Annotated in this window: 14 protein-coding genes; 2 read left to right on the forward strand and 12 right to left on the reverse strand. The window is 64.0% G+C overall.

Translation table 11 applies throughout. The features are described 5' to 3' along the window. Positions 1–6: 6 nt before the first annotated feature. The 12 genes from EJ105_RS25325 to EJ105_RS25375 all read right to left on the reverse strand — a co-directional run bounded on the left by EJ105_RS25325 (position 7) and on the right by EJ105_RS25375 (position 11,149). Positions 7–861: a head maturation protease, ClpP-related gene (locus EJ105_RS25325; RefSeq protein WP_250168526.1), complete on the reverse strand. Its 855-nt coding sequence runs from the start codon at positions 859–861 to the stop codon at positions 7–9. Positions 862–886: 25 nt separating this feature from the next. Next, on the reverse strand, positions 887–2,122 hold the full coding sequence (locus EJ105_RS25330; RefSeq protein ID WP_250168527.1) for a phage portal protein: 1,236 nt from the start codon (positions 2,120–2,122) through the stop codon (positions 887–889). 7 nt (positions 2,123–2,129) lie between these two features. Further along, a complete protein-coding gene (locus EJ105_RS25335; RefSeq protein ID WP_250168528.1) occupies positions 2,130–3,740 on the reverse strand; it encodes a terminase large subunit in 1,611 nt (536 codons plus the stop codon). Positions 3,741–3,841: 101 nt separating this feature from the next. Continuing rightward, a complete protein-coding gene (locus tag EJ105_RS25340) occupies positions 3,842–4,342 on the reverse strand; it encodes a helix-turn-helix domain-containing protein (protein WP_250168529.1) in 501 nt (166 codons plus the stop codon). Positions 4,343–4,484: 142 nt separating this feature from the next. Then, a complete protein-coding gene (locus tag EJ105_RS25345; RefSeq protein WP_250168530.1) occupies positions 4,485–4,841 on the reverse strand; it encodes an HNH endonuclease in 357 nt (118 codons plus the stop codon). Positions 4,842–4,923: 82 nt separating this feature from the next. Next, a complete protein-coding gene (locus EJ105_RS25350) occupies positions 4,924–5,553 on the reverse strand; it encodes a hypothetical protein (protein WP_250168531.1) in 630 nt (209 codons plus the stop codon). Positions 5,554–5,849: 296 nt separating this feature from the next. Next, a complete protein-coding gene (locus EJ105_RS25355; RefSeq protein ID WP_250168532.1) occupies positions 5,850–8,426 on the reverse strand; it encodes a bifunctional DNA primase/polymerase in 2,577 nt (858 codons plus the stop codon). A gap of 2 nt (positions 8,427–8,428) precedes the next feature. Then, on the reverse strand, positions 8,429–9,346 hold the full coding sequence (locus EJ105_RS25360; protein ID WP_250168533.1) for a hypothetical protein: 918 nt from the start codon (positions 9,344–9,346) through the stop codon (positions 8,429–8,431). Next, positions 9,343–9,987: a hypothetical protein gene (locus EJ105_RS25365; RefSeq protein WP_250168534.1), complete on the reverse strand. Its 645-nt coding sequence runs from the start codon at positions 9,985–9,987 to the stop codon at positions 9,343–9,345. The genes EJ105_RS25360 and EJ105_RS25365 overlap by 4 nt, the downstream gene beginning before the upstream one ends. Beyond that, positions 9,984–10,112, reverse strand: a complete 129-nt coding sequence (locus EJ105_RS27930; protein ID WP_284145646.1) for a hypothetical protein — start codon at positions 10,110–10,112, stop codon at positions 9,984–9,986. The genes EJ105_RS25365 and EJ105_RS27930 overlap by 4 nt, the downstream gene beginning before the upstream one ends. Before the next feature lie 62 nt (positions 10,113–10,174). After that, the gene (locus EJ105_RS25370; protein ID WP_250168535.1) at positions 10,175–10,663 is read right to left on the reverse strand and encodes a phage regulatory CII family protein; all 489 of its coding nucleotides are present in this window, start codon (positions 10,661–10,663) and stop codon (positions 10,175–10,177) included. A gap of 15 nt (positions 10,664–10,678) precedes the next feature. Beyond that, entirely contained in the window at positions 10,679–11,149 is a 471-nt protein-coding gene (locus EJ105_RS25375) for a hypothetical protein (RefSeq protein ID WP_250168536.1), read from the reverse strand. A 315-nt stretch (positions 11,150–11,464) separates the two neighbouring features. Here EJ105_RS25375 and EJ105_RS25380 point away from each other — a divergent pair, with 315 nt between their 5' ends. Then, on the forward strand, positions 11,465–12,151 hold the full coding sequence (locus EJ105_RS25380) for a LexA family transcriptional regulator (protein ID WP_250168556.1): 687 nt from the start codon (positions 11,465–11,467) through the stop codon (positions 12,149–12,151). A 72-nt stretch (positions 12,152–12,223) separates the two neighbouring features. Further along, a complete protein-coding gene (locus EJ105_RS25385) occupies positions 12,224–13,381 on the forward strand; it encodes a type I restriction endonuclease (protein ID WP_250168537.1) in 1,158 nt (385 codons plus the stop codon). Positions 13,382–13,455 lie beyond the last annotated feature (74 nt).

Below are 13,455 nucleotides of genomic sequence, written 5' to 3' on the forward strand. Positions count from 1 at the left end.
ACCCTTTCAGGATTTCAGATTGTCAAGGAACGCGGCCGCAAGGCCGGTCCAGTCGTCGCCAGCGCCCGGCGTGGCGTCTTCAGGGGCAGCGCCCGGCGTGCCCTTGATCTTGGAAATGCGGCTGCGCGCCTGTGCACGCGTCATACCGCCGGAAACGAGGGTCAGCTCCAGCGCGCGCAGCTCATTGACGGCGCGGTCGGAGGCGCGGGCGGCATCGTCCACCTTCACCGCATCGGCCGGCAGGAGTGCGTCCGCGAACCCGCGCTCGATCGCGATGGAGCCGGACATGTAGGTTTCGGCGTCCATCCACTTCGCGATCGCTGCGGCGTCCTGCCCCGATCGCTGCGCATAGAGATCGGCCATGGCCCGGTCGAAGGGCTCCAGCCAGTCGGCCACCTCGCGCATATCGTTCCGGTTGCCGGCGGCCACGACCCACGAATTGTGGATCATGATGAAGGAGGCCGCGCCCACCTCGATCCGGTCGCCCGCCATGGCGATGAGGCTGGCGGCCGAGGCGGCCCAGCCCATGACCTTGACCGTGATGTCCTGCGGATGCTCGCGCAGCACATTGTAGATGGCGAGGCCTTCGAACACGTCGCCGCCCGGCGAGTTGATCTGCACCTCGACGGGGCGGTCACCGATGGCGCGCAGCTGCTGCGACACCTTCTTCGCGGTCACGCCGCCGCCGCTCCAGAAATCCTCGCCGATCATGTCGAACATGGTGATCACGTTGTCGCCCGGCACGAGCGCCCGCACGCCGGCGGCATCCTCGCCCCACCGCTCCAGGGCGGCCGGCGAGGTGAACGCCTGCACCATGCGCTCGGCCGGGATCGGCATGGCGCCAGGGCGTGCCTTCGCCATGATCCGACCTGTGCAGCAGGCCGGCTTACGCTGCATTCGCATTTCCCTTGCTCCCTTGATCTGCCGAGCCCCCGGCCATCACGTGCGGCGGCGCATCGCGCTCCGGCAGATCCAGCACGTCGCGCACCTCATCCACCCACATCCACGGCGCACTGCCGCCGGCGCCGAGCGCCTTGGCGAGAAAGTCCGCCTGATCTTTCATTGACCCGCGCAGCAGCGCGCCGGCGTTGAACTTGATGGCCATTTCGTCCGCCTCGGCATCGGTCAGCAGCGTGCGCTCGCAGGCCTGTTGCCACGCCTCGAACCACGGGTTGAGGGCATAGGTGACGAAGAATTGGCCGAGGGCCTCGATGCCGGAGCCCCAGCTCGTTTCATCGAGCATGAGGAGCGGGCGCGGGACGCCCGTGACCCGGCCGATCTCCTCGATCTGCATCTTGCGGATCTCGACCATCTGCGCGTCGCGGGCCGTCGAGGAGATCGGGACATATTTCATCCCCTCTTCGAGGATGAGGTTGCGCCCCGCCTTGTCGGAGCCGGACTTGCTCTCAAGGCTCTCCTGCAAGCGCGCATATGCCTCCGGCGACAGGCGCTCGGGATGCTCCAGCGCACCGCCCACCATCGTGCCGTTGCGCATCATGCGGGCGGCGGCAAGCTCCGCCGCCAGGGCGATGCCCACCGCCTCGGCCGCCTGTTTCACCAGCGAGAGGCCGGAAATGCCGTCGAGGGAAATCCCGCGCAGGTGCAGGATGTCCCGCGCGGGATAGCGCACGGCCGCCCCCTTGGCGGGCCGGTACACATAGGACACAGACCAGTCCGCCCCTTGCTCCGGCGTCACGAGGTCCGGATCCAGCGGCACCATCTGCGTTGGGGTGAGCGCGCCGCCGGCGCGCAGGTTCGGGCTGCGGATCACCAGCGCATAGCCGTTGCCCTTCACCAGGGCGCGCAGCTGCATCAGGACGCGGAAGTCAAACGCCGTCTGCCACGCATTCGGCCGGCGATGCAGGAGCCGGTACAGCGGATGCGTGTCGCGCTTTTTCTTCGTGTTGGTGTCGATCAGGTGCAACGGCAACATGCCGATGCTTCCCGAGATGAGAGACACGGCGCGGAACATGGCCGGGTTCTTCAGCGCCTTGTCCACGTTGACGTGGATGCCCGTCGCCGTCTCCGACACGCCGAACCGCAGCAGCTCGGAAATGAGAGGGTTCGCGACGGCGCCGCCTTCCGCGCGCGCCCGGCGGCGGAACACATTCCAAAGGTTCATGCCCGCCTCACGCCATGAGAATGCCACGGCTCTCGTAGACCGAGAGCCCACGGGCGACCGGATTGCGGCTCACCATGTCCACCGCGTTGAAGAAGGCCATGAGCGGGTCGATCTTCGCCGAGGCCTTGCGCTTCTCGATGTAGACGTTGGAGCCACGGTACTCGGCCATGGCATTGCCGACACACCAGTTGAACAGCCCCGAGCCGCAGTGCTTTAGCGTGCCGTCAGCGAGCATCCGCTCCGCAGCGAAGATCGCCGAAGACAGCTTGTAGCCTTGCGAAACGCTCATGACCTGTGGATGCACGATGCCGTTTTCGGACAAGGCATAAACCAGAGGCCGGGCCAATGCGGGGTCGAGGCCGATAGCCCCGGTCTTCGGTAGCAGCCCGTGCAAATCGAGTTTGAGGATGATCTCAACCACCTCTGCGAGATCCTGCTCCACGTGCTGGCACACCACCAGGTCACCAGCCTTCTCGAAGTCCCGCAGCGTCTCGGCGATTTCCTTATGGGTCTCGAACACCTTGAGCTGCGCCCAGGCGCGCCCCCATACCCGCCACTTCCGCGTCTCCTTATGGCGGCCCGCGACGGCGAGGCCGTACAGGTCGTACATGCCGCCGATGTCGCCGCCCACCACCGCCACATCCGATGTCGCGATGATGTTTTCGAGCGTGATGGCGGGATCCGCCGCCTGTGGCCAGAAATCCGCGCCGACCCACCTGTCATTGTGCATGGCCATGCCGATCTGCACATTGAGGTGCTGGGAGGCCCATTCCTGCGCAGCCTGATCACCCTTCTCCTGCGCGGTGCGCCATTCCTTGGCGAGGCGCTCGATCGTGAGCGAGCGGCCGAGATTGGGCAGCACCATCGGCCAATTCTTGGGATCGGCCCACGGCTTGCCCTCGGCCGTCTGCATCTTCTCCGAGAACTCATAGAGAATGGGGAGCATGCGCACCCCTTCGGTAATCGTCCCGTCGCGCACGCCCCGCGCATAGGTCAGCTCATCCTTGAAGACGCCGGCGGGTGGCGTCGCCGATTGCGTGGTGATGATGATCAGGAGGCTTTCGGGGTTCGTGATCATGCCGCCCCGGATCTGGCCGAGAACGCGGCTGGCGTAGCTCGCTGCCGCCATCTCGTGCAGCTCGTCCACGATAGCGAAGGCGGGGATAGAGCCGGTGACCACCTTCGGGCTGAAGCTCGTGATCTTCAGCTTCACGTTTCGCTTGACCCCCGTGATGGGGTCCACGTGAAGATCGAGGATCGTTTTCTTGTGTTCGATCACGTCGAAGCGGCGCTTCAGATAGGGATCGAGCCTGATCATGGCCGCCGCCTGCGCGAAGCACTTGTCGGCCACCTCCTGCGTCGGCCCGACGATGACCCCTTCCACGTTGGGGCGCTGGTTGAGCTGCAGGGCCAACAGGCCGAGCGCGGCGGCGTTCGTTGTCTTCCCGTTCTTCTTCGGCACCAGGTTGAAGATCTCGCCGACGAAGCGCTCTCCGGTCACCGGATCGATAGAGCCGAAGGCTGCGCGCACAATGTCCCGCATCCACGGCCCGGCCACCTCCGCCATGGTGGGCGTTCCGGGGATGTCGGGGACGCGCAGCTTGTCGAAGAGGGCCACGGCGCAATCGGCGAGCACCGGATCCAGAGGCAGAGATGGAATGGGCGTGAGACCCTTCCGCAACCTGTCTTCCCAATCGAGGCAGGCGAAGGACGGCGCGGTCAATGCTGCCGCCGGCCTTCGAGGCGCGCATAGATGTCGCCGTAGTCGTCGGGCACGGCTTGGGCATCTTGGACGCGCTGTTCCTTCTTGCCCAGGGCCGGCGCCTTCGCGTCGTCGTCATCCTCCGCGCGCGGATGGTTCCGGGGCGCCAGCGGCCCCGCCGCGTCCAGCCGTTCCAGCAGCAGGCGAACGGACTGGATGTGTCCCTCGCGCGCCTTATGCACGAGCACGTCCATGAGCATGCCCCGGATGTGCACCGCGCCGTCCATCAGCTCGCGGGAAAAATGTTTGCGCAGGGTCTTCTCATCGATCCCCATGTTCGCGGCGATGGCCTTGTGGGTCCAACCATCCGCGACGCGCACCATTACAAACTCTTGATTTTCCTTGTCTTTCTTGAAGCTTGGTCGGCCACGCCGATCCCGAATGGGCTCGATCTCGTTTCCGAACAGATCACACGGGGCGACATCAGGGGCCACCCCGCCCGATTTCTCATCAGCCAAGGAAAAAAATCTCCGAATGGGGGGGCCGCGGGTCCCGGCTGGAGAGGGGTGGGGAGTTTTGACCCCCCTCCCCTCCCGCCAGACGGCGGCTTACTGTTGTGTTGTTAGGCCTCGCCCGCGCGGCGGCGCGGCGGGCTGGGCATCAGCGGGCGCGGCGCTCGGCCGATTGCTTCGCACCGTCGTGGCAGGGCTTGCACAGCGTCTGCAGGTTGCCCTCATCCCAGAACAACGCGGGATCCCCGCGATGCGGGCGCACGTGGTCGCACACGAGCTGGCGCCTGTTGGAGATGACCTTCCCGCATGCCGGCATCTGACACCCGAAGAGGTCGCGTGTGAACACCCGCTCGCGCACCTGCTGCCATCGGGCCGACTTGTACCACGCACGCCAAGGCGCCTCGGCCGCGCGCAGGCGGCTGCGCTTGGCTTCATCGGTGCCTTGTGTCGGAAGACAGCTTGAGGCGGCAGGCAGGCAAGGCGGCGCGGATTGAAGGCGCGGCATTGTTCCCCTCTAACGCAAGAGCCCCGCGCGGCGGAAACCGGCGGGGCTCTCTCGAAACCTGTTCGTCTGTGGATGAAGGTAGTCAAATTTTCGTCGCATGGTCAAGCGGGATCTTGCAGCCATCCTCGACATAGACGAGAGGCGGCAGGAACCACGGCTCACGAGGGGCAGACGGGGCAAGGGGATGACTACCCTCCAGCCGCCCCGCAAGCTCGCCGGCGAGCACCGAAAGGGCCTCCCACCAGACGACATATTGGGCGCGGCTGAACTCCACCAAAGCGGGATCGACCTTGTGCCGGAGACAGCAGGCGACGGGCCGGCGATCGGTGCCGAGCATCACGCGCACTCGCCCGCGCCGATCCGTGTCAGCCACCAGCGCCTCGGCCTCGATCCCATGCCATGGCGGACGGCTCCCGCCCTTCGCATGCGCGACCACCAGTCCGAAGGCCTCGGCCGGCAGGCGCAGCACCGCGTCGTGGATCACAAGCGCATCGTCCTGCGCCGTCGCACCCATGGCGACCACAAAGCCCGGCGAGCTGTCCACCCGCACCCCAAGCGCGGCGAAGTCGAGCATCGCATGCGTCGCGGAGCGGAACGACGGCCCGGCCTCGCCCCAAGCGACATCCATCAGCCCGGCCATACGGTCCACGCACTGCACCCGATAGGCCCAGCCCACAAGCGCCTCGATATCCCCCCCATCGGCCATGCTCATCCCCTATCCCACCTATCCCACCTCTAAGAACAAAAGAAAGAAGGTAGGATAGGCACAACCCATTGGCGTTGTTCGCAATATCCCACCTATCCCACCTATCCCACCTTCCAAGCCCATTTGAGAAAGTGCTGAGACACGGACCGACCACCCAAACGTCCTGTTGCGCGCGCGCACGCGCACGGGGGAAATAAGGTGGGATAGGTGGGATAGGTGGGATACGCCATTCAGCAGCAAGGCTTTGCGGCTATCCCACCTTCCCAGCCTATCCCACCTCAGGTGGGATAGGGGCGGCGCGGCTACGGAGTATCGTCATCGAGATACTCCGCATCGGGGGCGTATCCGTCCGCCGGGCCCCAATCGATTTCTTGCCCCATCTCCCGCGTGAAGGCGGCACGGCATTCCTCCAGGGGCGGCAGCTGGTAACACCAGACCTGTTTCCGGACGGCGCCTGAATAGTCGATCATCCGCCGCACCCGCTGGAGGCCCGGCAGGAGCTTCGCAAGCCTGATGCCGAAGGCGGTCATGTCGCTCTTGCGGCGCACGCCCACCTTGTCCGCATTCGCCACGTAATCATCGAAGAGCGTCGCGCTGGGTAGAAGATCAACCCATTTTTCAGCCGAGGCCGTCGCTGCCCCGGCTAGCAGCCGTTCGTAGAGCCAACCATCCACACTGTCGAACGAGCGCTGCTTTTGCTCCAGCAAGGCCTTCGTGCGCGGGATCTTCCGGAGATCGACTGTGCTGATATCGAGGGCAAGGAGATCGTGCAGCAGCGCCTCCCGCCCACCGGCATTTAGTTGCTCATCCATCTCCCGGAAGTAATCCGTCTTCTGCGCGCAGCGTAGGCTGATATCGAGCACGCAAAAGCGCCTCTCATCCTTGCCGGCGGGCACCACCCAATCTTCATTGGAGGTCATCATCAGGCGCACGTTGTTGACGATGCGGATCGGATCGACCCCCTTCGCCTCGATCATCTGGTACTTCGAGGTGACAAGGCCCTTGAGCCGGCCCTCTGCCGCCTTGTCGCCGGCCCACACGGCCTCTTCTGCCTGCAGAAGAAGACAGCTCGCCATATGGGCATTGAACTGCCCCACCACATAGCGGGGATCATCCACCATGAAATAATGCGCCGAGAACAGCGAGCCGATGACCTCACCCACCTTGGTCTTTCCGGTTCCCATCTTGCCGCGTATGACGATGGCGGTGCCGATCCTCTCGCGCGGACGCTGCATCATGTGCGCGAACCACGCCCACACCCACCGAAACAGCGCTTCATTTTCTTCGCAGACGTTGGTCAGCACATGGTCGCGAAATATGGCATAGCTGCCGCCGGGCTTCGGCTTCACGGAGAAGCCCCGCCAGAGGTTGAGATAGCCCGGCGTACCTTTCGCACCGTCCGGATTGGGAAAGAACTCGATCCCGCGATACTGTCGCCGCTTAGGGTGCGTGAACCAACGTTTCGCATAAGTCATGCCCTTGACCTTGTCATCGGGCGAGACGACTTCCGTATATGTATTCGCGAACCATGAGTTGAAGTCCTGAATACCAACAAACCGCATCTGTTCGTCAATGGGCGCATGGGGCTGTTCCTGCATGATCACAGCCTTTCCGCCCATGAGAACCATGGCGAATTCCGCGTTCAGCTCATCGAGGTCAAAGCCGCAGTCGCGCGCCTGCCGTATCTCGCCCGCGCCGCCCTCCGGCGCCCCGTCGTCGCTATCCTCCTCGCCAGCACCGTCCGGCGCCATGGCCTCCAGAGCCGCAGTCGCGTCCTCCAACTCGCCCGCGTCTTCCGCTGGAGGCAAACCCTCCTCATCGTCAACAGCCGCTGGCGGCACGAGCACAGCCCCATCCGGGAGCGGGGGCTCCGGCGCGCGGGTGCCGCCGAATGAGCGCCGCCGCTCCTCGGCCTCGCGCGCAACCTCATCGAGGCGTGCGATCACGTCCGCCGCGTCGCCGGCGCCGGTGTCGAGGCCGCGCCGGATATCGCGCGACACCCGGTTGCGCCCGTCCTCCCGCATCAGGCCGTTTGCATCGGCCCCATCCTCCAGCGCGGCGAGCGCCTCGCGTTCAGAGATCGCGCCGGCGGCGACGAAGCGCCCCAGCTGGCAAGCGGCTGTGAACAACGCCGTGCCGCGCGTCCCCTGCGGCGCGCGGGCGAGATCCGCCGCGATCCGATCGAGGGCCGCGCGCGCATAGCGCCGCTTCGCCTCCTCGCCAGGGCGATCCGAGGCGAGCACACGCGCTGGCCCGCTCTCGCGCGGTGACAGGGCCGGGCCATCATTGTCATGACGATGCAGCTTGCGATCCGCGATCAGCTTCAGGAGCGCAGGAGGCACCTCCGGCGCCGTCGCCGGGTCGAAGGGCTCGCCCTCCCACCGATAGGCGTTCCCGTTCGCCAGAACGCTCGGCGGCAGGATGACATAGCCGCCATCACAGCGGATATCGATGTTCTTCAGCCCAGGCGGATCATTGGGGAAATGAGCGCCCTCCGGCCGGCGGAACCACACATGCCGGCCACCCGATTGCGTGACGGTGCGCGGGCCGGCCGGCAGAGGCGCGCCGAGCGCCTCGGCAAGACGCGCCTCCACCGCCTCGACGCTCTCGCCCTTGGGATCGAGATCCACCACATAGCCGCCAGCCCAGCCGGGGGCCATGCCGATCAGGGCGTTGGGCCACCTCGCCCACCACGCGCGGATCTGCGCTTCGTCCGTGGTGGCCTTCAAGGGCCAGCCGGTGCCCTCGATCGGCTTGCCGTCCGGCCCCTTGTCCGCCACCACCAGAGGCCGCTTCGAGCGCGGCTTATGGGGGTGAGGGTCGCACGGGAAGATCCGCAGGCCGAGCACAACGGCATAGTACAGCGCGGCTTCGAGCATGGTCACAGGCCGCACCCCGCTTCACAAACCATGAGCAGGCCTTGGCCTGCCTCTTCATCTGTGCGGAGATCAACCTCCTCCAATGGCACCCGTGAGCGATGAAGGAATTCCTGTTCCCGCATACCCGGCGTGCAGCGGATAAGCCGGTCGATCTCAACGGCATCGGCCCATGCCTGCGGGTCATTGTCGCGAAGCCAGCGCCACTCTGCATTCGACTTGTAGGGGCAGAAGATGCAGGCGCTCTTGGGCGGCACCGGGAAGCCATGGCCCTCCAGCCATGCGACGCAATCGCGCCGCGACATCCGCTGTTCCAGCAGCGGATAACGGTTCACCGTCCACGAGGTGAACGCGGCGCCGGCACGCACTACCTCATCGGTGGATATGCCGATCCATACCTCACAGGCGCCGGCCGGAATGCGCTGGCGCGGCGCGAAGCCGAGAAGCTCGCGCTGCTTCTTCTCAAGCGGCTCGATCTTAAACTCGCGGGTGCACTGCCGCCTGCCCTGCCCGCCCCGACCATCCTTTCCGCGTAGAGTGTAGAATGGCGCGCTGACAAACCGATCATTGTTGATGACACCGCGCCCGGCCGCACGATTGCGAATGCGATCGGAAAGCCGCCCCCCACGGCTCACCCGGTGGGTCTCAACGCGCCCATTGCTGTAGAGGCGGACTTGAGCATCCAGCCAATCGAGATGGCGCATGGTCGCCTCGCTCTCGTCGCCCACATCAGCGTTGATGATGTGATCAACCCACGGAAGCTCGCCGACGCACATCATCAAGATCATGGTGGACGACTGGATGCCTCCACCATTCGACAAGACACGCAGCTTCGCGTCTTCGACAGGCCCCCATGACCAGCCGCCGCGACGGACGCGGGCACGGTTGGGAGCTTTGGGCGAGGTGAGGACAAGTTCCGTCACTCCGCCGCCTCCTGAAGAGCCGCAGGCGCCCACTGCGTCGCCATGGCTCGCGCCACGCCGGCATAGGTCCGCGAGCGGTTCTTCCAGCGGTCAGGCCCCGGCGATGCCCGATGCACCTGTGACCACGCCTTGTGCTCCGCTGTTCCGCTGGCAGGCGGCACCAGCCTGTCCGTCGCCACCAGAGGCGAGAGGCCGCGAAGGTAGAGGCAGGTGGCCTTGAACGCCGGCTCGCCGAACCACCAGGGCTGCACCGTCTGCGGCTTGATCCAGCCGCCAATGCGCTTGCGCGCATGGCTGTGCATGATCGGGTTCTCGACGCAGACACGGGGGATCGGCGCGTTGAGGCAATCGGAGAAGAACGAAGCCGCCGCATCGAGGTCGGCCCACATCTCCTCTTTCGTGCGTCCCGGCGGCGGAACGTGCAGCCACCTCACGCCGCTGTTGCACAAGCGGGTGCAGGGAGGGTGCATGACAGCGAGGAGATCCCAGCCATCATGCAAATGGTCGCGCAGGTCGCCGATGATGTGGCGATTGCTCCCGTCCTCAGACGGGAGGAGATCGACGGACCAGACATCATGTCCGTTCGCGGCAAAGGCCCGGCGCACGACGCCGGAAGTCTCGCAGCCCACAAGGATATTCACGCCGCCACCCGCTCAAGAAAGCGCACGCGCGCCAGTGTCACGACCTCGATCCGGTCCAGCGTCAGAGGCAGGCGCACCCCGCCCTCTGCCAGCACCAAGGGGCTGAAGGGGTGGAGCGTCCGCACGGGCCATTCCATCCGTTCAATCGGTGGCAACGGCCGCGTGGCATAGCAGGGCGCCCGGCGCATCAGCCTTGCCCCCGCTCAAGTTCGGCCAAGGCCCGATCGAGCGTGGCAAGCTCGGCGATCGCATGCTGAACGCGCTCGCGCAGGGCAAGGGCGCGCATCTCGGCCTTCGACACCTCGCCATCGTCCTCCAGCGCCTCCCCCAGACGCTGCACGACGCTGCCGACATCCTTCGCGATCTCGGATATGTGGCGATACCAGCGCCCCTTGCCGGGATCCCCATGCGGCAGCGGCACGAGCACGTGGCCGGCGAGCGCCGCCAGCGCCCGCGTCACGAGCGGGTCGCCAGCGTCGGCTTCGAGATCCGCCACCACGTCCACGGGCACGAAGACGATCTCTTTCGGGAGCCCGTATTTCGAGAGCGTCTGAAACCCCGTGCGGGTGACGGCAGACGCGCTTTCGACGCCGCCGCAGGCCTCCACAAGGCGCCGCGTGGCACCCTTCAGGGTCAGATAGTCCGCCTCGCGGTGCGGACGCGCGAGCTTGTTCATGCTGCGGCGCTCCCGCTACGATTGAGAGTGGAGAGGGCCGTCGCGCTCGGCCGAACGTTTCGACCATTCGGCGACGTGATAGGCGACATACCAATCCTCGGCGGTCAGCCCGTCGAGATCGGGAGGGATGACATGACCGGCCGGGACAAGGCGCTTGAGGACTTGGAAATTGACCTGCGCGGCGAGGTGCTGGCGCTCAAGCTCATCCTCGTGCACCTCCTCCGGGAGGTTCCCGAAGCCAAGGTAGCGCTCGCTTTCGCGCAGCCTCAGCTCACGAAGGGCCTTGAGGAATGCCTTGCCCTCGAGAAGGAGAACGGAGCGAAAAAGCTCACGCCCCATATCCGTCGCAGCGCACAGTGGGCACTGAGCGGCATCGCCGAGGCCCTCGCAGTTCCTGAGGCTGCGGCCGAGATCAAGGAAACCATGGAACTCATCCTTGGTAATCCTCCGGCCGAAGAGTAGGCGGTGCACGAAATCGCCGCTCATGCGAAACCTCCCGCCCCGTTCGCGGTGACCGCAGGCGATCCATCGGCCAAGCTGGCGTCATGACCCGCCGCCGCCTCACCAGCCCCGCCCTCGAAGCAGCTATTGCCGAGCTGCGGAGGGCGGCGGGCATCCTCAGCGAGGCGCTGCAGATCATCGAGAACGCCGGCAATTCCGACCTGCACATAAGCCGCGGTCGGTGGGCCACGGGTCTCCCAACGAGAGATGGTTCCTTGGTCCACGCCGAAGCGTGCCCCGAAAGCCCCTTGGCTTTCGCCAACTGCAGCGCGTGCCGCGCGGATATGGCTCGCTGTGATCATGAGCGTGACGATGCAAAACGCATCGCATCATGTCAATGCCAAATGCATCGTTCTCTTATGCATTCTGCATCGCATGAGTGACGCACATACGAGACTAGTGTGGGCGAGGGAAGCCGCCGGGTACGAAAAGGCCGCAGATGCGGCGCGAGCTATGGGCGTTCCACTCCCCACCTATAACGCACACGAGAATGGCTCTCGTGGGTTCCGCCGCATGGCGCAGCAGTATGCGTCCAAATACCGAGTTTCATTGGAATGGCTTTTGACTGGCAAGGGACAACCCCGCCCTGGCATGAAAAGGTCTATTCCTGTGGTGGGATACGTTGGGGCAGGCGCTGAGGTTTTTTCCATCGACGACTCGATCAAGGGCGCAGGCATCGACGAAATCGAACCGCCTCCGGGCGCCAGCTCTAACGCCGTCGCTGTAAAGGTGCGTGGCGATTCAATGCGGCCGGCGTTCTACGACGGCGACTACATCATATATGACGACCGGCGCGAGGGAAGTGAGATCGCCCAATATCTAGGTCGCGAATGCGTTGTCCACCTGATGGATGGAAGAACATTCATCAAAAACTTAAGTGCAGGATCGACCCCGGGCACATGGAGTCTTTGGAGTTACAATGCGGCCCCCATCCAAGATGTCAGGATTGAGTGGGCAGCCCGCGTTCGATGGGTGGAACGTGCATAGCCCAAAATGACGATTCGACTCCCCCCGTAACGTCACGCTAGGGTTGCATGAATGACGGTCGGGAGGGGTGATATGGACGTCGGGGCAGTGGGGGAGTTTCGCAGCAAGGTCGTGGAATTGGCCCGACGCGCGGTTAACGCAGCACCGCGTTGCGTCAATGAAGAATCAACAAAAATGTTTCTTGTCATACCGATGATCTCCCTTCTCGGATATGACCACATGGACCCTAATGAGGTATTCCCGGAACACCACTGCGACTTCTCGGAAAAATACAAGAACCGAGTTGATTATGCTATTTTCAAGTCCGGCGAGCCCGTCATTGCAATTGAGAGCAAGCCTGCTGGCGCGCCTAGCCTGAAAGATGATAGAGGTCAGCTTCGCAGCTACTTCAACGCCGCCCGCACTGTAAAAATGGGGGTCCTTACGGATGGGTTAGTGTGGGAGTTCTACGCGGATTCCGACGAACCCAATATGATGGACGCCAATCCCTTCCTTAGATTCGATCTCAGCGAAGTGGCAAAGGGAAAAGTAGACGACTCCGCTCTTGAGGGACTACATAGTCTCAGCAAATCAGTTTTCGATCCAGAGAACATAGGCGCGGAAGCAAAGCGAAAGCATATTTATAATTCCGTCTTATCGCAGGTAGCTACCATTTTTGCGGATCCGCCTGAGGAATTTGCGCGACCACTCCTTCGCAAGGCGGGCATAGGGCACATCAATCAAAAGGCGCTCGACGAATACAGGCCTGTAATTCAAGCCGCATTTCGGGAATTTATAAACCGCCAAATCCTGCATCGGCTCGACCTCCCAAAACCTGATCAGGCAGTCCCTGCGACCGCAGCGGAGCCGCCCGCTCCTATGCCCGCACCTGCTGATGCGATCGTCACGACCGAGCGAGAGCTTGAGGTTTTCAAATGGGTCCAGCAGCGTTTGGCTTTTCTGGTTCGAGATGATGCGCTGTTCGCAGAAATAAAGTCCGTTGATTATCGAGACTATCAGGGGAAATTCGTCGTCTTCTATAAAATGGAGCGCAAGGGCCGCATTTTCGAGTTCATTGAATCTAAGGTTGCGCCTGGGTACCGTTTCATTTTTCCGGAAGATAGCGGCTTGGCTCAAGGCGATATCACCGTTCAGTCGCTTGTTGAAATCGACGCCCCGCTTATCGCTTCCTTCAAGGCGCGAGTAGCGGCGATTTCGAAGGCTTCAACACCTCAAAGCGGAGCAGCCTAAGCATAGGCACCCGCATCTAATTTACGCCGTTTAAAACCCGCCCACCGGCGGGTTTTTTTGCGCTCTCAGGTCGG

It is taken from the genome of Xanthobacter aminoxidans (assembly GCF_023571765.1).
GTDB classification, from domain to species: domain Bacteria; phylum Pseudomonadota; class Alphaproteobacteria; order Rhizobiales; family Xanthobacteraceae; genus Xanthobacter; species Xanthobacter aminoxidans.